At 59.3% G+C, this 20,776-nt stretch carries 19 protein-coding genes and 1 tRNA gene; 7 read left to right on the forward strand and 13 right to left on the reverse strand.

Annotated features, from left to right (window positions below; genetic code table 11):
• Window positions 1–2: 2 nt before the first annotated feature.
• The 4 genes from IAE77_RS06200 to IAE77_RS06215 all read left to right on the forward strand — a co-directional run bounded on the left by IAE77_RS06200 (window position 3) and on the right by IAE77_RS06215 (window position 5,300).
• On the forward strand, window positions 3–2,696 hold the full coding sequence (locus tag IAE77_RS06200) for a PVC-type heme-binding CxxCH protein (protein ID WP_294223383.1): 2,694 nt from the start codon (window positions 3–5) through the stop codon (window positions 2,694–2,696).
• Window positions 2,697–2,732: 36 nt separating this feature from the next.
• Entirely contained in the window at window positions 2,733–3,077 is a 345-nt protein-coding gene (locus tag IAE77_RS06205; protein ID WP_294223386.1) for a hypothetical protein, read from the forward strand.
• 211 nt (window positions 3,078–3,288) lie between these two features.
• Window positions 3,289–4,707, forward strand: coding sequence for a DUF1501 domain-containing protein (locus IAE77_RS06210; RefSeq protein ID WP_294223389.1), 1,419 nt, complete (start codon window positions 3,289–3,291; stop codon window positions 4,705–4,707).
• Window positions 4,708–4,826: 119 nt separating this feature from the next.
• On the forward strand, window positions 4,827–5,300 hold the full coding sequence (locus IAE77_RS06215; protein ID WP_294223392.1) for a redoxin domain-containing protein: 474 nt from the start codon (window positions 4,827–4,829) through the stop codon (window positions 5,298–5,300).
• Window positions 5,301–5,380: 80 nt separating this feature from the next.
• Here IAE77_RS06215 and IAE77_RS06220 read toward each other — a convergent pair whose 3' ends face one another.
• The 3 genes from IAE77_RS06220 to IAE77_RS06230 all read right to left on the reverse strand — a co-directional run bounded on the left by IAE77_RS06220 (window position 5,381) and on the right by IAE77_RS06230 (window position 10,281).
• Window positions 5,381–7,558, reverse strand: coding sequence for a polysaccharide biosynthesis tyrosine autokinase (locus IAE77_RS06220; protein WP_294223395.1), 2,178 nt, complete (start codon window positions 7,556–7,558; stop codon window positions 5,381–5,383).
• A 208-nt stretch (window positions 7,559–7,766) separates the two neighbouring features.
• Entirely contained in the window at window positions 7,767–8,492 is a 726-nt protein-coding gene (locus IAE77_RS06225) for a polysaccharide biosynthesis/export family protein (protein WP_294223398.1), read from the reverse strand.
• A 94-nt stretch (window positions 8,493–8,586) separates the two neighbouring features.
• On the reverse strand, window positions 8,587–10,281 hold the full coding sequence (locus IAE77_RS06230; protein ID WP_294223401.1) for a hypothetical protein: 1,695 nt from the start codon (window positions 10,279–10,281) through the stop codon (window positions 8,587–8,589).
• Window positions 10,282–10,812: 531 nt separating this feature from the next.
• Here IAE77_RS06230 and IAE77_RS06235 point away from each other — a divergent pair.
• Window positions 10,813–11,283: a deoxycytidylate deaminase gene (locus IAE77_RS06235; protein ID WP_294223404.1), complete on the forward strand. Its 471-nt coding sequence runs from the start codon at window positions 10,813–10,815 to the stop codon at window positions 11,281–11,283.
• A 5-nt stretch (window positions 11,284–11,288) separates the two neighbouring features.
• Here the strand turns inward: IAE77_RS06235 and IAE77_RS06240 are convergent, their stop codons facing one another.
• Both IAE77_RS06240 and gmd read right to left on the reverse strand, forming a co-directional pair.
• Entirely contained in the window at window positions 11,289–12,410 is a 1,122-nt protein-coding gene (locus IAE77_RS06240) for a Gfo/Idh/MocA family oxidoreductase (protein ID WP_294223408.1), read from the reverse strand.
• Window positions 12,411–12,431: 21 nt separating this feature from the next.
• Window positions 12,432–13,454, reverse strand: a complete 1,023-nt coding sequence (gene gmd, locus IAE77_RS06245) for a GDP-mannose 4,6-dehydratase (protein ID WP_294223410.1) — start codon at window positions 13,452–13,454, stop codon at window positions 12,432–12,434.
• A 131-nt stretch (window positions 13,455–13,585) separates the two neighbouring features.
• Between gmd and IAE77_RS06250 the strand changes: the two genes are divergently transcribed.
• Together IAE77_RS06250 and smpB are read left to right on the forward strand one after the other, a co-directional pair.
• The gene (locus IAE77_RS06250; RefSeq protein ID WP_294223413.1) at window positions 13,586–13,786 is read left to right on the forward strand and encodes a DNA-directed RNA polymerase subunit omega; all 201 of its coding nucleotides are present in this window, start codon (window positions 13,586–13,588) and stop codon (window positions 13,784–13,786) included.
• 90 nt (window positions 13,787–13,876) lie between these two features.
• The gene (gene smpB, locus IAE77_RS06255) at window positions 13,877–14,368 is read left to right on the forward strand and encodes an SsrA-binding protein SmpB (protein ID WP_294223416.1); all 492 of its coding nucleotides are present in this window, start codon (window positions 13,877–13,879) and stop codon (window positions 14,366–14,368) included.
• Window positions 14,369–14,372: 4 nt separating this feature from the next.
• Here smpB and IAE77_RS06260 read toward each other — a convergent pair whose 3' ends face one another.
• The 8 genes from IAE77_RS06260 to IAE77_RS06295 form a co-directional block, all read right to left on the reverse strand.
• Window positions 14,373–14,648 carry a hypothetical protein gene (locus IAE77_RS06260; RefSeq protein WP_294223418.1) on the reverse strand — a complete coding sequence of 92 codons (276 nt, stop codon included), beginning with the start codon at window positions 14,646–14,648 and terminating at the stop codon, window positions 14,373–14,375.
• A 90-nt stretch (window positions 14,649–14,738) separates the two neighbouring features.
• Window positions 14,739–14,824 (reverse strand) — tRNA-Leu (locus IAE77_RS06265).
• Between the two features lie 25 nt (window positions 14,825–14,849).
• Window positions 14,850–15,467: a hypothetical protein gene (locus IAE77_RS06270; RefSeq protein ID WP_294223421.1), complete on the reverse strand. Its 618-nt coding sequence runs from the start codon at window positions 15,465–15,467 to the stop codon at window positions 14,850–14,852.
• On the reverse strand, window positions 15,464–16,483 hold the full coding sequence (gene floA, locus IAE77_RS06275) for a flotillin-like protein FloA (protein ID WP_294223423.1): 1,020 nt from the start codon (window positions 16,481–16,483) through the stop codon (window positions 15,464–15,466). Before floA ends, IAE77_RS06270 begins: the two co-directional genes overlap by 4 nt.
• A 39-nt stretch (window positions 16,484–16,522) precedes the next feature.
• On the reverse strand, window positions 16,523–16,999 hold the full coding sequence (locus IAE77_RS06280; RefSeq protein WP_294223426.1) for an NfeD family protein: 477 nt from the start codon (window positions 16,997–16,999) through the stop codon (window positions 16,523–16,525).
• 59 nt (window positions 17,000–17,058) lie between these two features.
• A complete protein-coding gene (locus IAE77_RS06285) occupies window positions 17,059–18,486 on the reverse strand; it encodes a hypothetical protein (protein ID WP_294223429.1) in 1,428 nt (475 codons plus the stop codon).
• 106 nt (window positions 18,487–18,592) lie between these two features.
• Window positions 18,593–19,012 (reverse strand): hypothetical protein, encoded by a 420-nt coding sequence (locus tag IAE77_RS06290; RefSeq protein ID WP_294223431.1) that lies wholly within the window; start codon window positions 19,010–19,012, stop codon window positions 18,593–18,595.
• Between the two features lie 64 nt (window positions 19,013–19,076).
• Window positions 19,077–20,776, reverse strand: a 1,700-nt coding sequence (locus IAE77_RS06295; protein ID WP_294223434.1) for a sulfatase-like hydrolase/transferase, incomplete at its 5' end; no start/stop codon positions are given.

Genomic DNA, 20,776 nt, shown 5'->3' on the forward strand with positions numbered 1-20,776 from the left:
CCATGAAATCGCTGATCTTCCTGCTCACAGCTATCACAGCCGCCGCCAATCCCGTCCGCGTGCTCTACATCGACACGCCCGGTGCCGACACCGCCCCGTTGCACACTGCGATGCGTGACCTTGGTCGTGACGCGATCTACTTTGATTACGCGAAGGACAAAGTGGACGCTAAATATGACCTCGTCGTCAAAGCGGGCGATGATCTGAGCCGCGAAGCGATCCTCTCGAAGCTCTCCCCCGAGCGCAAAGCCGCCTACGAGGCCTTTTTGGCCCAAAGAGAGCCGGAGCGGCGTGAGAAGCATCCGCAGGTCGCGAACTACGAGAAGCGCCCGGAGCCGCTCACCTTCCAGAAGCCGTTTTCGCCCAAAGGCAGCATGGAGCGCACGCAGGTGCCGGCGGATTGCGAGCTGAAGCTCTTCGCGGCGGAGCCGGACATCGCGAAGCCGATCGCGTTCGCGTGGGATGAGCGCGGCCGCTGCTGGGTCGTCGAGACACGCGACTACCCGCATGGCATCACCGAGAACCACGAGGGCCAAGACAGCGTGAAAATCTGCGAGGACACCGATGGCGATGGCAAAGCGGACAAGTTCATCGTCTTCGCCGACAAGCTCAATTTGCCCACCGGCATCGTGTTCGCCCGCAAAGGCATCATCGTGGCCGCGCCGCCGCAGTTCATCTATCTCGAAGACACCAACGGCGATGATAAAGCCGACAAGCGCGAGGTCATCATGGACTGCTGGGGCATCCGCGACACGCACGCGCAGGCCAGCAACCTGCACTACGGCTTCGACAACTGGATCTACGGCTGCGTCGGTTACAGCGGCATCGAGGGCTACGTCGGCGGCAAGCAGCATCAGTTCGCGATGGGCACGTATCGCTTCAAAGCGGACGGCAGTGCGCTCGAGTTCCTGCATCAGTTCACCAACAACGCTTGGGGCCACAGCTACAACGACGCGGGCGATCAATTCGGCGGCACGGCGAATGGCGCGCCCATCTTCTTCGGCGGCATTCCCGCCACCGCTTACGCCGAAGGCAGTCGCGGCATGACCGCGAAGAAGATCAACGTGGTCGATACCTGCCACACCATCACGCCGAACTTCCGCCAGGTGGATGTCTTCGGCGGCTACACCGCCGTCGCAGGCTCGAACTTCATCTACAGCGATGCTTTGCCAAAGCGCTTCCAAGGCATGGCCATGGTCTGCGAGCCCACGATGAAGGTCGTGTCTCTCATGGACGTGCAGCCCGACGGTGCCGGCTACAAGGCGCTCGATGCCTTCAACATCTACGCCAGCAGCGACGAATGGAACAGCCCCGTGCATGCCGAAGTCGGCCCCGATGGCGCGGTCTGGGTGGCCGACTTCGAAAACTACATCATCCAGCACAACCCCACGCCCAGCAAAGAACGCGGCGGCTTCGTGGCGACCACCGGCGTCGGTGGTGCGCATGAGAATGACCTGCGGGATCACAGCCGCGGGCGCATCTACCGCATCGTGGCGAAAGGTGCCGCGAAGGACGCCGATACGCTTTACAGCAGGCTCACCGCCCAGCGTTTGGCCGTCGAAAGTAAGTCCTATGTGGCCCATGCGACCTATGGGACCCATGATTTGTGGGTGCAGCAGGCTCTCGGCACGCTCGACGCCAAAACCCACCAAACCGCCCTCATCTCCAAAGACGCCAAACTCCGCCGCAACGCCATCCGCGCCCTCGGCAGCGACAAAGCCGCGCAGGACCTCTTCTTCGGCTCCGGCGTCATTTCAGACCCGGATTTGAACACGCGCCTCGCCGCGTTCGTGAAGCTCTCCGATTTCCCCACCACGCCGGAAATCCAGACGCTCGTCAAAAAGCTCGCCGCTGATCCCGTCGTCAAAAACGACGAATGGCTCGCCGAGGCCGCGAAGATGCTCGGCAAGAAGCACAAGGCCCTGAACTACAAAGAAGGCCCCAACTTGCTCCCCAACCCCGGCTTTGAAGAACCCATCGCCAAAACGTGGCAACATCGCGACTACGGCAACCGCCCCGGCAACAAGGATGCGCAGTGGGGCTTCGTCACCGATCCCAAGATGGTCCACAGTGGCAAACGCGCCATGCGCTGCATCACCCGCGACGACGCCGACACCAGTAACTTCGCCGACGTGCCGCTCAAACCGAACACCGAATACCGTCTCAGCGCCTGGATCAAAACACACGCCTTCCGTGGCAAAGCCAGCCTCAACGACCACATCGGCCGCGCCGAGACCTCGCCCAAAATCAGCCGCAACCAGGACTGGACCGAGGTCGAGGTCATCTTCAACAGCAAGGACCGCACGAAGGCCAGCATCAACCTCCTCCACGTCGGCAAAGGCGACATCTACTTCGACGACGTGAAGCTCTGCGAACTCGTCCTCGAAAGCGAAGACGACGCCTCCAAGCTCGTCGGTGATGCCAAACGTGGCGAAAAGATCTTCTGGGAGCATCCCGTGGCCGCCTGCAAAAACTGCCACATCCTCAAAGGCCAAGGAAGCGCCGTCGGCCCCGCCCTCGATGGCATCGCCAGCCGCAAAGACGAGGCCTACATCCTCGAAAGCCTCATCAACCCGAACGCCAAACTCGCCGAAGGCTACACCGCCACGCCGATCAGCCCCATGCCGCCGATGAACCTCATCCTGAAGCCGCAGGAGTTCGCGGATGTGAAGGCGTTTATCTTGAGCTTGAAGTAAGCGCCATCCCACTTTGCTCGAGATATTCTGGAACTCATGAATTGCCCAAACTGCGGACAAAAGACGGTCAGCTTCAGAGAATGGAGCAAAGCCCTCAATGCATTCAATTGGTGCTGCCGTGCTTGCAGATGCAATCTTGAAGCAAACTGGCTGGTCAAATGGACCGCATGGACTGCATTGATCGTGGGTCTCATCCTGGGTTTGCGCCCACTTTTCAAAGGGATAGCCGAAGATCGTAAAGTTGAGGCTTTGGAGATGGCGACAGGCATCGCTCAAGGCCTTGCAGCCGTGGTCGTTCTCGGATGTATCGCCTGGTTCTTTGGAGGGTACAAAGTGATCCTATCCGACGAGCACGAGCTTGAGGAGAAACAGGACCGCTAATGTGCCCTCAATGAACCTCATCCTGAAGCCCCAGGAGTTCGCGGACGTGAAGGCGTTTATCTTGAGCTTGAAGTGACGGAGCGCGGATTTCCAATCCGCAGCACTCCGCCGAAGGGAAAAGCCATCTGCCAAGTGATTCGCAATCTGATCGTGCTGGCACTGCTGCTGCGGACTGAAAGTCCGCGCTCCCTCATACGTAATTTCGCCGTCCATGGCCTCCCCTTCCCCCCATTCCTGCTGCGGTCCGCTCTCACGCCGGAGTTTTCTCAGCATGGGCTCGCTCGCGCTCACGGGATGGTCGCTGGCGGACACGCTGCGCGCGGAAAGCATCGCGAAGGCGGCTGGACGGAAGCTGAAGGACAAATCGGTGATCTTTGTGTGGCTGCCGGGTGGGATGTCGCAGCTCGAAAGCTATGACATGAAGCCGAACGCGCCGGTGGAGTATCGCGGCGTGCTCAATCCCATCCGCACGAACGTGCCGGGCACGCACATCTGCGAGCTGTTTCCGCGGCAGGCGAAGATCGCGGACAAGTTTAACATCATCCGCAGCGTGCATCATGAGTTCTCCGACCACGGCGGCGGGCACAAGCGTTTCATGACCGGGCGCAACCCCGCCCTTCCAGTCGGTTTTGTGAATGACGCGCCCTCGGTGCAGTCGATCATCAGCCGCAAGCTCCAACGTCCCGGACAGGCCATGCCCACCTGTGTCGCGGGTGTGGATCGTGGTCGTAGTGGCATCGATGTGTTTTCGATGGGCGCGGCCTACCTGGGGCCTTCCGCATCCCCATTCATGGTCGTCGGCGATCCGAGCACGAAGGATTTCAAAGTGGAAAACATCGGTCTCACGCCAGACATGGAATCACGGATCGACGACCGCATGCATCTGCTAAAAGGCATGGACAATCTGAAGCGGGAGATGGATCGCAGCGGTCTCATGGACGCCATGGATAGCTTCAGCCACAGGGCGTTTGGCATGCTGACCACGCCGCAGGTGCGCGACGCTTTCGATTTGAGCCAGGAACCCGCCAAGGTGCGCGAACGCTATGGCTACAGCACCTACGGTCAGCGCGGCCTGATGGCGCGCCGACTGGTGGAAGCTGGCTGTCGATTTGTCACCATGGTTTGGGAGAACCCATTCAGCACGCCGATACCCAAGAACTGCACCTACAATTGGGACAGCCACGCGGTGAACTGCGACATGTATGCCGATGCCCGCTGGCGCATGCCGGTTTACGACCAGGCGGCCTCAGCGTTGATCGAGGACATCCATCAACGCGGGCTCGACAAGGATGTGCTCGTCATCATCACGGGCGAATTCGGGCGCACGCCGAAGATCAACACTCAGACTGGCACCCAAACCGGTGTGAGCCAGCCCGGACGAGACCACTGGCCGAGCGCGATGTCGTTCATCGTCAGCGGAGGCGGGATGCAGACCGGCCAGGTCATCGGTGCCACCAATCCGCGGGCTGAATTTCCCATCGAACGTCCCCTGAGCCCGAACGACCTCTGGGCAACGGTTTACCAGCACCTCGGCATCGATCCAAACGACACCTTCGACGATTTCCAAGGCCGTCCGATGCCCATTTTGCCCTTCGGCGAGCCGATTCGCGAACTAATGGCCGTCGCGTAGTGGTTCCAAGCGTCCCGGGAAGGTCCCACAACGTTAGATTGACCAAGCTGGCAGTCTGGTCTTGGTAAAAGCCACTCCGGGCCGCCGGCCTGAACGCAACCCACAAACATACCACCACCATGGCTCTCTCCGTTGGCTCCCAAGCCCCCAGTTTCACCCTCAAGTCGAAAACCGCCTCCGGGCTCATCGACGTCACGATTCCGGCCGCAGGAAAAGCGACCGTGCTGCTTTTCTTCCCGCTGGCTTTCACCGGCGTGTGCACCCAGGAATTTTGCGACGTCACCGCTGGCCTTGGAGCCTACAGTGAACTCAACGCCGATGTGGTCGGCGTCAGCGTGGACAGCCCGTTTGCCCAGGAGGCCTGGGCTCAGAAGGAGAAGATCGGCATCACCCTCGCCAGCGACCTCAACAAGGCTGCCACTAACGCGTACGGCGTGCTGTTTCCCGGCCTCGCCGGCATCGGCGACACAGCCGCACGCGCCGCTTTTGTCATCGACAAGAATGGCGTGGTCCAATATGCCGAACAGACGGCGACTCCAAAGGACTTGCCGAACTTTGATGCTGTGAAGGCGGCTCTCGCGACGCTGGCCTGATCGATCATTCGAAGTCACAATGAAAAGGCTCGGGAAGCGATTCCCGAGCCTTTTCCGTCTCCAATTCTCGCGAGACTGAATCAAGACTTCGCAGTTGCCGGAGCAGCCGACGGCTGCTGTGGAGACTTCGCCGGAGCGTAGTAGTAACTGGCGTAGTTGTAGTAAGTGTACTCTTTGAGGTTCGAGCTCGAGCGGTTGAGAATCACCCCGCCGATGTTCACCTGACGCTCATAAAGCAGGTCGAGCGCCTTGCCGGAAAGACGGGCCATGGTCGAGGACATGCGCACCACAAAGAGCACGGTGTCGAGCTTGGGCGCGAAGCTGGCTGTGTCGTCGGCCACCAGAACCGGAGCGCTGTCGAAAATGACGTAATCATACTCCTCCGACATCTCGCGAAGCATTTCCTCGGCCGTTTTGGAGAGCAGCATCTCGGAAGTCTGGTCGAACACATCGCCACGAGCGAGAAGATCCAGATTACGAGTGCTGGTCTCCTGAACGGCGTCGCGCCAGTGCAGCTTGCCACGCAAGGCCTCGCTAAGGCCGGGCGACGAGGGCAGCTTGAACAATTCGCTCACGCCACCACGGCGAAGGTCGCAGTCTGCCAGCAGAACACGAGCGCCAGCCAATGCCATGGTGACTGCCAGATTGGAAGTTACGGTCGTTTTGCCTTCGTTGGGCACAGCGCTGGTGATCAAAATAGTTTTTGGAACCTTGCCTTGCCAGTTCTTGAACAGAATCGACGAACGGACATTGCGGAACGCCTCGGCATAAAGATGACGATCGTCATTGGGTCTCAAAAGCGCCACATCACCGCGATTTCTCTGCTCGGGGACCTGTCCAAGGACCGATTCCGCAGGGAACAATGCTTGGAACTCGCTGAAGGAATTCATGCGATCGTCCAGGCGATCAAACAGCAGCAGAACCACAATGCCAGCACCAACGCCTGCGATCAGACCTACCACGATAGGCATGACCCAATCTTCCACGTTTTCCGATGCCGCAGTCGCACGCTCCTGGATGGCGACGTAGTCCGCCTGCGAATTGAACACGCTTTGAAGCTGCTCAACCTTCTCGAACAGCTTGTCATAAGTCATCTTCGCGGTCTCCGCCGCCTTCTCCAACTTCTCGTGCTCGGCGATCTTCGCTCCGAGATCCAAGGCCTCCGCCTGTTTTTCTGCAATCTGCGCGTCCAGCACCTGCACACGTCGCTGGATGTCACCCATCTGCGAATGCATTTCCTGCTGAATCTGCTCCGCATACGAGTCCAGCAGTGCCTTCAGAGCCGCCAGTTCCTCGGTCACATCCTGGACCATGGGATGCTGCTGCTTGAATTGGACCAGCAATGAATCGAGCTTGGTCTTCAATTCTGTAATTTTCGACTTGGTCCTGAGGTAATCCTGCTCCGCCATGGTCATCCCATAACTGCCGGGGGAAGTCTCGGGCTTGATGCCAGATGGCTGCGTTCCATCTGCCCCTTTGGGGATGGAGCCTCCCGCGTTCATCATTCGCTCACGGGCTTCCATGGCGGCGTTCACATTCGCGATTGCCAGCTTCAGTTCCTCAAGCGTTGTGCGCTGGGTTTCGCGCTGGGCTTGCAAACTGTTAAGGAACTGCGCGGCGGCGTTGTTGCCGTTGGTTATGGTGATGATGTTGTTGGCCGCGCGGAACTTGGTGAGCTTGTCGAGGCTGTCATCCATCACTTTTTGCTTGGTCACCACCTCCTGAAGGAACTGCTGCAACACCTTCCCTTGAGCCTGCTCTCGGATGCTTTGACGGAACGAGATGAACTCATCCAGCAACGCATCCAGGAATATCTTTGTGTACTTTGGCTCCGAACCTGTCGCCAAAATGTTGAAAATGGCGGACCCTTTGGTCTGTGCCACACGAATTTCCACATCCGAATCCTTCAGGTCGGGGTTCAGGGCACGCACCCTCTCAAGTGCCCGTCGCTTCATCTCGGCGCTCTCCACCGTTTCAATGATCGTCCCATAGAAATCGGCCTGCTGCTCACGCCAAGTCACGCTGTCATTAAAAACCATTTGTCCGCCCGCGACCAGCTTTGCCAAAGACCGGAACTCTTGAGGACGTCCGGTGATCCGCAGCGCCTGAACACAGACGCCAATACTGGCAGTGAGCAGGAGAAACCACCAGCGTCGCCGCAAAAGGATCTTGTATCGCTGAAACTTCGCCGAAGCCTCGTGAATACGGCTGAGCGGATTAGCCTGGGTCGGGCCGGGAAGGTTGAGGGTCTGTTCCATGCGATAAGGGCGGCGGGCCTGAGGGTTTCTGAAAATTGCAGGTGATAGTACTTCAGGCGCGCAGGATCGGGCCGTGGATATAGTTCAGAAAGGATTTCAGCGCCACCAAGATAGCCTTGGATTCTCCAACTTCTGAGATGTTCGATTTAAGGCCTGGGGATGCCATTCTGCCGCCGATACCAGACGGTGCTCGTCAGACGTGGAGATTTCAGAAGTTCCAGTTCAGTTCCTCAATGATGATCACATCGTCCTTTCGGATAAAGATGTCCCGCTCCAAGTCTCCCTGGCGCATGATTCCGTCCACATTAACGAGGATGGTTTTGTTCCCCTGGGGTGTCTTGCGAATCACCTTGACCTTTTCCTTGTTGGCGAACTGGGCAAATCCGCCGGCGCGGAGAATGGCCTGACTGATTGAAATGTCTTCGTTGGCAGGAAGGTCGTATTTCCCCTGACGGGCCACGATGCCGAAAACAACATAGAAATCCAGATCAACCTCCTTTTCACGAATCAAATCATCTGGATTGATCCTGTCGATGGCGATGACCACGGTTGCGTTCTTGAAGAAGTTCTTTTCCAACTCTCTTTTGATCGTATAGGCCAGTTCCCGGCAAGTCTTTCCCTTGGCTTGAACCAAGCCGACGTAAGGGGCCTGAACTTCACCAGTGACGGCAACAACTTGCTGCAAAGCCTCTCGACGATCCTCAAGGATACGTATGCTGATCGTGTCACCAGCCGAGATGGGCCGATTGTTATCCAAAACGTCCATCGAAGTCAGAACGGCGGCACCAGCATTAACCGACCCCGTGGAGGCCGATGTCGACGCTTGGCGCCGTGAGGACAAAGAGGGTTCTGCCGCCCTGAAACCGGGATCCTGGGCATGCAGAAATGGCAACCCGGTCAAAACTGACAACAGGAACAAAGTAACGTTTTTCATGGATAATCAGGGATGTTCAACCAAACTCGAACGAATCACACTTTGGCCGGTTGAAGGCCACAAGAAGGGATGAGACCGAAAAGCGGCCGATTCGTTAGAAGTTATAATTGAAACCGATGATCACACGTGACTGTGTCGAATCGTTGTTCACGCCACGGCTGTCAGTGATAAAGTAACGATACCCGAGGTTGATGCCTGCTTTCGAAGAAAGCGTATAATTGAGGTCCACTGAGAAGCCGTGCTGGTCGGAATCCTGGGCAATGGCAACGGAATCAGCGCGCCCCCAGTGATAGCCAGTGCCGAGGCGAAGTTTGGAGGTCAGTTGATGCGTGTAGTAAAAGTCTAGACCATACTGCGTGATATCGAATTGAGCCCCCGGGAAGGCAGGGTTGGTGAACGAGGGCTCAGCGCGTTCGTAGTATCCCGAAAGGGAGAAACGGCCGCCTTTCCAGGCCACCATCGAAAGGCCGTAGTTGATAAAGTTTGCTGTGATATAGTTGGATGCCAGATTGATCGACGATTCATGCCCAAGGGTAAGCGTGTGGCTGAAGCGTGCGTTTAACTGATTGGTCACCGTGAATGTGTAGTAATAACCGTTGAGGTCGGTTGTGTCCCCAGGACCGGCAGGCGCGATCACCGTGGGGTCTTCGAAGTTAAAAATCTGCAAACCGCCAGCCAGTTTCACGGAAGTCGATTTCCCGATCGGAACGCTGACAAACATGCCCCAGTTGAACATTGTCGCGTCGTTCAGGGTCGGTTCGTCATAATCCAGGAGTGAAACGCCGCCTTCGGTGCCAAGAATCCATGTCGCAGTCGGGCTGTACGTCAGCGACGCATGAAGAGAGTTCATTGTGCGATTGAACTGGCTGTTGGCGCTGTCGAGCGCCTTGGAAATGGTGTTCGTGTAGTTAACCGCAAGAGCCCAAGCGGAGTTGATCTGCCAATTCGCAGCAATACCGAAGTCATTCTGGAAGACACCGAAGCTGCTATTATTGGCCGCCCCAATGAACGCGTTGTTCACCGCAGGGCGCACGGAGACACGATCATAAATGGTAATGTACACTGGACCTGCCTTGATATCGAATGCCAGGGTGCTTCCAGGCAGGATGTTCAAAAGATAGTTGCCATTGCCGTAGGCCGCCAGCTCAGGGTGGTCAAAGTAGTGGTCCACTCCAATGCCAGCAGTCAAGCTGAGAACATTGTTCTGGGTGATGCGATAGTTGGCACTGACGTTCAGAAGCGTGCTGCTGATCACATCCGAAACCGCAACCGGCGTGCGCCTGACGTTGCTGTTGTATTCAAAGGCCTGATACAAACCCAATCCCACATTCACCGGACCCAGGCGCATATTTCGCTTCCCGGACATGAACGGGTCAGAGGTATAGGTCGGCGCGAAATAGCTCAATGCCTGTGAGTACTGCCCAGAGTAGCTGGTATAATCACCCACTGAACGTGCTGCGAATGCAGAACTGCCGCTTCGAACCGAAGGCTGGGAGATTTCACGATCAGATCGCAAAAGCTGCTGGAGGCTCTGGAAGCCTTCCTGGTCTTCCTGGCTCACGTAAGCACCTTTCTCGTAATCGTAAACCACGTCGCCACTTCGAGCAGCGGGCGCGCTCTTTTTCATCTGACTGGAACGATTACGAAAGTCATTGAAGAAGTTGCTGGTTTGCGACGGCGAAACGCCATACTGGGCGTGAAGCTGCTGTGGGACCAAGCAGGCAGCCGCAACGGCCAGAAGAAGCAAGTGGAAGCTGTGGGAGGCCGAACGAGAGTGTGTGATCAGCATGACGGGAACGGGAGAGGTTGGAACTTTAAAAACCGATAGAAGCAATTTTGCGAGCCTTTGTCCATATTAAAATTGACTACTTTTTGCCACTTTCACTCGCTTCATTATCAATCAGATGGACCGCAAAAATCTCGCGTCGGGCTGAAACTCGGGCAGCAGAGCTTAGCTGGCCTCTGAAAACACCGGCCGCTCCGGCTCCGAAACTACCCCAAGCCGTTCTTCAGGAGGATGGCATCCGCTCAGAGCCGTTCCCTGCGTCGGAAATCAAATTCCAATTGCACCTCACGCACCACGGCTTTGTCCCAACCTCGCCGGGGACGCACTTCCCCCGTCATCTGGGGTGTCAGCAAATGATGGAGCCGGGAGAGGAGCCGATGGAGAGTTGGACGCTTTGAATTCATGACAACCGGAGCAGATGGTGCGCAGAAGCGCGTTAAAGCATGTTCCATCGAACAGTTCAACAATTATGTTCACGTGAACAATTTTGGTTATTTCGGTTTCTCGGCGCTCATTGCAGAATATTGAATGAGCATGCTTCCAAAAGCCCTCCCGGCGCTCACGCGTCTCTCGATTCCCGAATACGCCATGGCGCTCGCGCATGTGGCCAGCCTCCGGTCGGAGGACCCGTTTAGAAAAGTCGGTGCCGTCGCGATCGACTTCGACAATCGAGTGATCGGCACCGCTTACAACGGCCTGGCACCCGGCTATAATGCTGACACGGAGTTCTGGGCGGATCGGGACGCAAGAAGGAAATACATGCTTCATGCGGAGGTGAACCTCTGCAGCCTGTTCACCCGTGGAAACGTCAAACTCGTGGCCTGCACCACCAAGCCCTGCACCAGTTGCATGCAGATGCTCTGTGCTTACGGAGTCAAAGAAGTCTATTTCGGCGAAGACTACCCGGAATCCGAAGCAGATGCGATCGCCGCACGATACGGCATTCCACTGGTGAAACTCACCGACTTCCCTCAAGTCATCCCGGCAAGCCGCGACATGAGCTGACTGGTTCAGAGAACCGTGACGCACCCCTTGGACTGTGATTCAAGGGCAGCCGCAAAGATCTCCTGCGTGGACACAGCCTCCTCGACCGTGGCACAGCCACACCTCGCGCCGAGCAGGCCTTCCCGTTCCATCAAGAACGCGGCCCACATCTGCTGAATGATGTCTGGAAAGCCCGGCTCAAAAATGCCGCCAGTCACCGTCTTGAAGGGAGTGCTGAATCCGAGGTCGGTCTGTTTCCAAAACTGCTCTTTTCCGTTCTCGAACAGCCAGAGTGTCTTCGGCTCTTTGGTGCTGTAGCGGACGCCACCCTCTGTGCCGAGCACCTCAATGAACCAGGTGTTCGTCTCGCCTGGCGCCATGCGTTTCATTTCCAGTCGCAGCGGGACTTCGTGGCCGTGGATGTCGGTCCAGCAATGCAGCAAGGCATTGTCCCAAGTGTCGCAGACCGAAAAACCGCCCTTTCCATCCGGCCGCTCCGGGTAGCCTTTCTGAAGCTGGGCGAACAACCGCCGTGGGTGCCAGCCGAGGCGTAGCGGGATGTGGCAGGCATGCATGCCCAAATCTCCCAAGACCCCGATCTCGCCGCACGTGGCCGACTTGCGCTTCCAATTCGCAGGCTTGGACGCGTCAAGATCACTGCTGTGATGAAACCCGGCCACCACCTCCAAGATGCGGCCGAGCTTTCCACTCGTGACCGCCTGCATGACGCGCTGGGCGCCAGGCATGAAGGGAAACTCCGAACTGCAACGCACGAAACGCCCCGAAGCCTCCGCCGCTGCTGCAATCCGCCGTGCCGAGGCAAGATCAATGCCAAACGGTTTTTCAGCGAAGAGGTCTTTGCCAGCCGCCAGCACATCACAGTAGATTTTTTCGTGCAGGTTGTGAGGAACGGCGACATAAACCACCTCCACGGCCGGATTCGCCAGAAGCTCGTGGTAGTCACCTGTGATCTGGGCGCAGGATGGAATGCGTTGAAACCAATTCCTGACATCCTCCACCAAGTCGGCCACAGCCACCAGTTCGGGCATCACCTCCACATCCGTCAAGGCACACCAGCGGGCAAATGCGCTGGCCATTTCCCGCCCCATGAGGCCGCCACCAATGATTCCTATGCCGACTTTCTTCATGCGAAGTGAATGAGTGAGAGGTTAGAGTTCTGCTGTCGCGTTTTTCACGGCAAGTTCGTGCCCGGCCAGCTTCAAATCGGCCTCCACCATGATCTTCACGAGTTCCTTGAACTTCACCTTCGGCTCCCAGCCCAGTTTCGTGCGGGCCTTGGCAGGATCCCCGATCAGAAGATCGACCTCGGCCGGGCGCTCATAACGCGCGTCGTATTTGACGTGCTCCTCCCAATCCAGACCGAGCAGGCCAAACGTCTCCTGCACAAATTCGCGGACGCTGTGGGTCTCGTTCGTCGCAATGACATAGTCGTCCGGTTCATCCTGCCGAAGCATCATCCACATCATCTCCACATAGTCCTTGGCGTAACCCCAGTCACGCTTGGCGTCCATGTTGCCGAGAAACAGTTTTTCCTGCAGCCCGACTTTGATGCGGGTCGCGGCACGCGTGATTTTGCGAGTCACAAAAGTCTCGCCACGTCGTGGCGACTCGTGATTGAAAAGAATCCCGCTGCTCGCATGCAGGCCGTAGCTCTCGCGATAGTTCACCGTCAGCCAGTGCCCGTAAACCTTCGCGCAGGCATACGGTGAACGAGGCCAGAACGGCGTCGTTTCCGTCTGTGGCACCGCCTGCACCTTGCCAAACATCTCTGAGGATGAAGCCTGGTAAAAGCGCACTTTTCCCACCAGCCCTGTTTCCCGGATCGCTTCCAGGATGCGTTGTGTACCCAGGCCCACGATGTCCCCGGTCGATTCCGGCACGTCAAACGACACCCGTACATGGCTTTGAGCCCCCAAGTTATAAACCTCGTCGGGCCGCAGTTCATAGAGCAGCTTCACCAAGGCCACGGAATCCATCAAATCCCCATAGTGAAGGTGCAGCCGGTCCGCCGGCAGATGCGACTCCGGTCGGAACAGGTGCTCCAGGCGTCCAGTGTTGAATGAGGAAGCGCGACGAATGATGCCATGCACCTCGTACCCCTTCTCCAGGAGCAATTCAGTGAGATAGGATCCATCCTGCCCGGTGATTCCGGTGATTAGCGCTTTCTTCATGGTCAAAAATGAGCGCCGATGAGACAGTACCACCCCCGATTCCGCAAGGGGAAAAGCGGGAACATATCAGTTGCGTCATGCCCGCGTTCCCTTATTCTCCGCCCCTCCGAAAAATCAGCCCCTGCCTTCCCATGAGAGCCGACCTCGTCGAACAAGCCGCGCAAATCGTCAAAGACCCGCCCATCCTGATCAACATGGTGTCCAAGCGCGTCCGTCAGATCGCCCAGGGCCGTCCGCCGCTGGTCGAACGCCGTCCCGGTCTGCGAGAGGCGGACCTCGCTCTCCTCGAGATTATCCAGGGCAAGATCACCGTGGCCAGCACCGACGACTGATCTCACCGGCGGCATCGCTTTTCCCCGTGGGTTCCATGCGACACATGGAACCCATTTTTTGTACTCTCCCTCCATCGACCGCCCTCGTTTGTGAACCGCGACCCGAAAACCACGGCTCCGTTGAAGGAGATTGCGACCAATCGCAAGGCTCCACGTGACTTTCACATCCTCGAGAAATACGAGGCGGGCGTTGAATTGCGTGGCACGGAGGTCAAATCGATCCGGTTGGGGAAGTTGAACATCTCCGATGCCTTCGCCCGCGTCGAACGCGGCCAGGTCTGGCTCTACGGCTGCGACATTCAGCAGTATGAGAAGGCCAGCCACGAGACCCATGAGCCCCGCCGCTCCCGACGGCTCCTGCTGCACAAGAACGAGATCATGAAACTCCTGGCGGCCACCCAGCAGAAGGGCCTCGCCCTACCCGTTTTGCGGGCCTACTGGAAAGGGCCTCGAATCAAAATGGAACTCGGGGTCGGCAAAGGCAAAAACAAAGGCGACCAACGTCAGGATTTGAAGGCCAAGGCCGAAAACAGGGAGGCGGCCCGTGTGGTCGCCAGTTTCAACGACCGCCACCGGCATTGATCGGTCATGGCTCAGGCGGTTGGGGAACGTTTCGAGCGGGCTCGGCCGACGGGTTGACCGGGGGCAGATCAGCCTCCTCAATGATGGCCTTTTTGAGCTCTGCTTCTCGTATGGCAGCCGCCTCTTTCAGCGCGGCGGTGCGTCGATCAGCCTCCTCCCGGAGTTGAATGGCCCGGCGCTCCTCCTCCGGGTCCATTTTTGGCGGCGGCGGTGGTTCCTTGCGGCAGGACATCGACAGGACAACGATCAGCCCCAGTCCAGAAAGAGAGAGCAGCTTCATGGCGGCAGGTTTTGCAAGGATACGCCCTTAGCCTGCGGCCAAATGCCTCAAAATGCGCCTCAAACCATGAAAGGCGCATCATTCTGGAGGTGGTGCCGGTGGTCGGACTCGAACCGACACGGGGGATGCCCACAAGATTTTGAGTCTAGCGCGTCTACCAATTTCACCACACCGGCGTGTGCCTCGCAGAAGAAGCGGCCGTTAAATAGCGGGCTCATGGATGGTTTGCAAGGCTTTTGGCGGACCAAGAATCGCCTGCATCAAAATCGCCTGCCGCATCAAGGCTGGATCGCTACGCATGCCCTGCAACTTTGCCAGCATCGAGTCCCCGCTGACTGGAGGCTCGGCAGCCGGAGCAGCAATGACTGGAGCCCGTTCCCGCGGCCTGGCTGCTGCCTCCGAAACAGCCTTTGCAGAACTCGCTGCCAAGGCTCCCCGGACGGAGCGCTGCTGAGGCATGGGGGGCGGCTTGCTCACGGGTCTGGCAGGCGCCGGCCTTTCGGGACGCTGCGCTGCCTCCTTCAGCTCCTCCCAGGCCTTTCGTACTTCCGCCCACGGTGACTCAACTGGGCCGGCAGGTGCTTGTGGAACTGGCGGCGGGCCTTCCTGGCCGGTTTGCCGACGCCAGGCGGCTTCCCGCATGCGTCGCTCTTCAGGATCGATGTCTTCAGCAGGGGGCGCGGAGGCACGCTTCTGCTGCCAGTTTTCCCACAGCCATTTGATGAAGCCAAAAATGACCGCCATGACGATGATCGCCACCTGCACGGGATCAAAGTCACTTCGCATCATCAGCGGGGGCATGGCAGCCGTCGGGATCATGGCGTCTTGCTTGCCGCAGGTGAGTCGCCTGCGATTTTCGCCCGCATGTCGGTGTCTGCGAGCACATTCTTATAGCGGGCGAAGTCCATGACGCCGATCTGGCCGTTGCGGAAGGCGTCGGAAATGGCCAGCGGCACCTGCGCCTCGGCCTCCACGACCTTGGCCCGCATCTCCTGGGTGCGTGCGGCCATTTCCTGTTCGAGGGCCACGGCTGCGGCACGGCGCATTTCGGCATTCGCCTGGGCGATCTTCTTGTCCGCCTCGGCCTGCTCCGTCTGCAGCTTCGCTCCGACGTTTTCCCCCACATCGACGTCGGCGATGTCGATGGAGAGAATTTCAAACGCCGTGCCGGCGTCGACGCCCTTGGCGAGCACAAGTTTCGAGATGCTGTCCGGGTTTTCGAGCACGTCTTTGTAGGAACTGGCGGAGCCGATGCAGGTCACGATGCCTTCACCCACACGAGCGACGACCGTTTCCTCCGTGGCACCACCCACGAAGCGATCCAGGTTCGTGCGCACCGTCACACGGGCACGCACACGCAACGAGATGCCATCCTTGGCCACTGCGTCGATTTTTCCGCCCCGGCCCATGTCGGGATGCGGGCAGTCGATCACCTTCGGGTTGATGCTGGTGCGCACGGCCTCGAGCACGGTCTTGCCAGTGCCTTTGCACGCCAGGTCGATGGCGCAGGCGCGGTCAAAGTTCAGCGGGATGCCAGCCTTGTCCGAAGCGATCAGCGAGAGCACCACATGTGTCACATCCCCCCCTGCCAGGAAGTGCGCCTCAAGCTGGTCCGTCTCAATCGGGATGCCCGCCTTCGCCGCCGTGATGCGCGTATCGACGATGAGAGCGTTCGGCACACCGCGCAGCCACATGGCGAGCAGCGTGGTGAAACTCACCGGCGCATTGGCGATGCGTGCCCGCAGCCATAGGTTGAAGAATTTCGCGACGATCAGGAACAGCACGAGGCCGACGATGATCGCGGCGCCGGCAATGAAAATCTCAAGGGTGGACATGATGAGTATGGGTGGAGGGTTGAGAATCTAAAACAGCACTCAGACAGTGCGCACAAGCAAGTTTCCCGGCTCGGAGGCGATCACTTCAACGCGGGTGCCCGCGGCGGCAATTCCACTTTGGCAGCGGACTTCGTAACGCCGCCCGCCGATCTCCGCACGGCCCAGCGGACGCAGTTCGCTGATCGCCACGCCTTGCTGGCCGATCACGGCCGCGTTCGATCCGCCCACAGTCGAACCGACTGCTGCGGAGAGGGTGAACGTGCGCTGAAAGAACTTCACGGCAAACCAGCGCAGCCACGCCAGCATGATCGCCCCTGAACCCACGACAATCGCCAGCGCCAGAGCCAGCCGTGCACCGGAACTCCAGCCCGCCAGCTCCTCCGAGGCCATGGTGAGCCATACAGCGGCCAGGATGGAGAGCGTCCCCAGAATTCCCGCCACCCATCCCGGGAGGAATGTCTCCAAGATCAGCAGGAAGATGCCGAACAACGTGAGGATGGCGATGCTGGCGAGCATGATCGCCCATGCTGAACGCTGGATCCCGGAGCGTCAACCTGTGATCCACCACCGCCTGCTCACGGCTCATGCGTCGGGAGCAGCGACTGCCGCCACTCGCGGGCACCCGCCGGAATGTCCCCCAGATTCAGATGCAAGGGAGACGCCGGATTTGTGAAACTGGTGCGCGCGAGGCGTGTGGAGTCAGCCGTCGCCGTCGCTTCCAGCAGATTCTTCGCTCCCGCCCGGATCATCGGCCCGATGGGAGCACGGGTCAGAATCGGATCACCGCCGAGTTCCGTGCGCGGCTCGATACGCGTCCACACGTTGGCAGACCAGTAATCGCCTTTCCAGGTGCGGTTCGGGCTTGAGGGCACGTAAATCGCAAACCGGTCAAACAACACCTCCGGGACGTAACGGCTGCCCACACGGCTCGCGAGGGGCGGATCGGTCGGATCGGGGCGGCTTTCGGTCGATTCGATCACATACTCTTTGTCATCCACCTTCACCACACACCAGGCATGTCCGCCGAGATCGCCGTAGCGCCCGAGCGCCACACGCACCTGGAAGCCGCGCGACATCAGCCAGTCCGCCAGGAAGATCGAGGAGTCCTCACAATCCCCCCGTTGCAGACGCTGCGTCTCGTCGGCGAACTGCCAGGAGTCGGTCTGCTCCTTTTTGGCGTAGTTGGTCCCCTGCTTCGCCCCGGGATCATTCGCATAGAGACAATGGCTGTGGACGGCCGACCAGATCGTGAACAGCTGCTGAACCCGCGACTGGTTCTTCGCAAACATCGCCGGCGGCGCATAGCCGGTGAGGAACTCGTTCACATAGCGGAAACGTCCTTGGCTGTCCGCGGCGATCACCGCGTACTTCCGTCGGCACTTCGGGCACTCCAGGGCCATGCTGCGCTGGGCACGGGACAGCTTCATGAAGTGCGGCTGCTTGCAGTGCACGCAACTGCTGAAAAACGGCTCGTCGCCGGACTTCGACAGCGCCTCCGGTGTGAAGTCCTGCAGGCGCTGCCCCAGCACCAGCAGCGCCTCATGCATCAGGCCGCTGGCACGGGGCCGCACAGACACGGCCATGTGCGTCATCTCCGGCTGCGCTCGGTGCGCATACTCGTGGAAGCGCTGCACCAGCTCGCGCAGGCTCGGACTGCTGGCGGCACACACGGAAACCCGGTAGTAGCGCGGCATCGCCTCCTGCACCAGCTCGGTCACCTGGTTGAGGTTCGTCGTGTCGATCTTGGCGAATTCCTTGTCCAGCCAGGCCTCCATCTCCGGGTCAACCCGCAACGTGGGCGTTTTGGATGCCAGGCGCGAGTAGTTGAACTGATCCACCAGATCAATCCGGAACTTGGCCGCGCTGTACTGAGTTCCCGGGCTCGCCATGAGCTCTCCGAACCGCATTTTCCAGCCATTGAGCCATCCTTCCTTCACAGCGGCAATGCCTCCCGCCAGCAGCACGGCGGAAGTCACAGACCAGAGGATGAGACGGCTGTTCATGAGCCTCGATTATAGTTTTTATAAGAATCGACGCAACGAAAACCCTGCTCGTCACAAAGTCCTTACGTCTTAGCACCGACTCAGACTCTTCCGAGGCTCGCCAGCCCTACTTCTTCACCGAATAGCCGATTCGCGGCGTGTACGGCCACAGTTTGGGAGCACTCCAGCCGATGGCCCCAAACAGCGTGCCCGGGCTCTCGTCCACGTTGTCCTTCGGATCGCCAAACCACGCCGCCTGTGGATTCCCGGCCCCCTTCGAGACAAAGATGCCCCCCTCCTCGGAACGCCCGATCAGCACCCCCAGCGTGCGGATTCGTTTCGGTGCCTTGTAATAAATGCCCGATTCCGACTTCACCTCGGCCTTGTACTCGCCTGCCGGAAAGACGATCTGCCCCTGGCCGCACTCCCGGGTTTCCTCCTGCGCCAGAAGGATGGGTGGCGCGTCAGCCGGGGCCAGCTCGACCGAGCTGCAGGACGCGAGCAACGAAAGGGATGCCAGAAGGCAGGAGAAGGAGAGGGATTTCATGGACAAAGAGGCCGTCGGAATAACAGGCCTGTTCCGGTTAGGGAATCACAAAATGTGCCATGAATCAGTTTGTCTTCAGTGTCAGCGTCACGCGCCGCAGCTCCATCACCGTCTGTCCGGGGATCTCCAGAGCCCGCAAGATCAGCAGGCCCCGCCCGGCGGCCAGTCGGATCGTTCCCAGGCTCAGCGGCCGGAAATCACGCATGTAGCTCTCCCCCTTTCGCGAGGCACGATCCTGATCGTCCAGCAGCCGGGGAAACCAGCCCGGCTTTACCTCACCGGTCGTTTTCTCACCGCGAAAGCTCAATTCCACCTTTGACCCGGCATCGCTCTCCGGGCAGGCGTAGTCGAGGCTCACCTCATACTCGCCAGCCGTGTGGACATCGATATCCCAGGTCATGAAATCGTCCTTTGTCTTCCAATTCACGAAGTACGAGCAGTTCGGAGCGCCGGAACTGCGCTGCACGCCCCCATGCGGCTCCCCATCCCGCGCAGGCAGCAGGGTGACGGGAAATTCGGTGTAGCCCACCGGGTAGGGCCGATCGTCCACCGGCTTCGCCGCCGGCCTGCCCTTGCCTTTCCCTTTTCCTTTCCCTGCTGCGGCTGGAGCCGCCACATAAGGCTTTCCAAACACCTCCTGGTGCCAGTTTGAACCCACTGCGGCCAGCTTGGTGGCCAGATCCGGCCGCTCCTTCGCGATGTCCTTCGTCTGGTTCGGATCAGCCACCATGTCGAAAAGCCCGCCCGCCGCATCCAGCCGGTGCGTCTGCGTCCGCACGCTCAAACGCCCGCCGTTGTAGTTCATCAGCTCACGTCCGCCGCGCTTCCACTCCCCTCCGAGCAGCAGCGGGGAAAAATCCCAGCCATCCAGCGGTTTCGCGTCCGCGTGCTTCACGCCCGCCAGCGCCGTCAGGGTCGGCAGCAGGTCGATCGCCCCGGCGATGGGAGTGATGCTGCTGCCCGGCTTGATTTTGCCCGGCCAGCGCACGTAGCACACGCTGCGCACGCCGCCTTCATCAGTCACGCCCTTCTTGCCCTTCATCCCGGCGTTCCATCGCGTGCTGTTCGGGCCGTTGTCGCTGAAATACAGCACAATCGTGTTCTCGCTCAGTTTCAGCTCGTCCAGCCGCCGCAGCACCCGGCCCACGTTCAAGTCAATGTTGTCCATCATTGCAAGCACGGTGCGCGTCACCGCCAGATCCTCCTGTTCGCCGTCCACTCCGCGCATCGCGACCGGCGCGTCCTTGAACTTGCCCCAGTGCGCGTCCGGCACGCTGAACGGCGAGTGCGGCGTCGTCAGCGGGATGTAGCAGAGGAACGGCTTGTTCTGGTGCGTCTCGATGAACTCCACCGCCTTCCCCACCAGCACATCCACGATGAATCCCTTCGCCCGGAACATCCGGCCGTTGTGCTCCAGCGGCGGGTCAAAGTACTCGCCCCAATGGCCGCTCGTGTAGCCCACATACTCCTGGAAACCGCGGGCGTTCGGGTGGTAGGGCCACTGGCTGCCATTGTGCCACTTGCCGAACGCCCCCGTCGCATAACCCGCCTTCAAAAAATGGTCCGCCACCGTCTTCACATCCGTGTTCAGCCTCTCCTGCCCGGTCGAAACCCCCAGCACGCCGCCGCGCGAATGATAGCGCCCCGTCAGAAACTCCGCCCGTGTCGGCGCACACAGCGCGCACACGAAAAACCGGTCGAAACTCGCCCCCGCCTTCGCCAAGCGGGTCGCCGCGGCCGGCTGAGGCGCGGCCGGCAAGGGCG

Source organism: Prosthecobacter sp. (genome assembly GCF_014879935.1).
GTDB lineage: Bacteria > Verrucomicrobiota > Verrucomicrobiia > Verrucomicrobiales > Verrucomicrobiaceae > Prosthecobacter.

Bases quoted from the DNA above. Each gene is read 5' to 3' on its own strand.
- IAE77_RS06200 (WP_294223383.1), top strand. From the start codon at position 3: ATGAAATCGCTGATCTTCCTGCTCACAGCTATCACAGCCGCCGCCAAT.
- IAE77_RS06205 (WP_294223386.1), top strand. From the start codon at position 2,733: ATGAATTGCCCAAACTGCGGACAAAAGACGGTCAGCTTCAGAGAATGG.
- IAE77_RS06210 (WP_294223389.1), top strand. From the start codon at position 3,289: ATGGCCTCCCCTTCCCCCCATTCCTGCTGCGGTCCGCTCTCACGCCGG.
- IAE77_RS06215 (WP_294223392.1), top strand. From the start codon at position 4,827: ATGGCTCTCTCCGTTGGCTCCCAAGCCCCCAGTTTCACCCTCAAGTCG.
- IAE77_RS06220 (WP_294223395.1), bottom strand. From the start codon at position 7,558: ATGGAACAGACCCTCAACCTTCCCGGCCCGACCCAGGCTAATCCGCTC.
- IAE77_RS06225 (WP_294223398.1), bottom strand. From the start codon at position 8,492: ATGAAAAACGTTACTTTGTTCCTGTTGTCAGTTTTGACCGGGTTGCCA.
- IAE77_RS06230 (WP_294223401.1), bottom strand. From the start codon at position 10,281: ATGCTGATCACACACTCTCGTTCGGCCTCCCACAGCTTCCACTTGCTT.
- IAE77_RS06235 (WP_294223404.1), top strand. From the start codon at position 10,813: ATGCTTCCAAAAGCCCTCCCGGCGCTCACGCGTCTCTCGATTCCCGAA.
- IAE77_RS06240 (WP_294223408.1), bottom strand. From the start codon at position 12,410: ATGAAGAAAGTCGGCATAGGAATCATTGGTGGCGGCCTCATGGGGCGG.
- gmd (WP_294223410.1), bottom strand. From the start codon at position 13,454: ATGAAGAAAGCGCTAATCACCGGAATCACCGGGCAGGATGGATCCTAT.
- IAE77_RS06250 (WP_294223413.1), top strand. From the start codon at position 13,586: ATGAGAGCCGACCTCGTCGAACAAGCCGCGCAAATCGTCAAAGACCCG.
- IAE77_RS06260 (WP_294223418.1), bottom strand. From the start codon at position 14,648: ATGAAGCTGCTCTCTCTTTCTGGACTGGGGCTGATCGTTGTCCTGTCG.
- IAE77_RS06270 (WP_294223421.1), bottom strand. From the start codon at position 15,467: ATGATCCCGACGGCTGCCATGCCCCCGCTGATGATGCGAAGTGACTTT.
- floA (WP_294223423.1), bottom strand. From the start codon at position 16,483: ATGTCCACCCTTGAGATTTTCATTGCCGGCGCCGCGATCATCGTCGGC.
- IAE77_RS06280 (WP_294223426.1), bottom strand. From the start codon at position 16,999: ATGCTCGCCAGCATCGCCATCCTCACGTTGTTCGGCATCTTCCTGCTG.
- IAE77_RS06285 (WP_294223429.1), bottom strand. From the start codon at position 18,486: ATGAACAGCCGTCTCATCCTCTGGTCTGTGACTTCCGCCGTGCTGCTG.
- IAE77_RS06290 (WP_294223431.1), bottom strand. From the start codon at position 19,012: ATGAAATCCCTCTCCTTCTCCTGCCTTCTGGCATCCCTTTCGTTGCTC.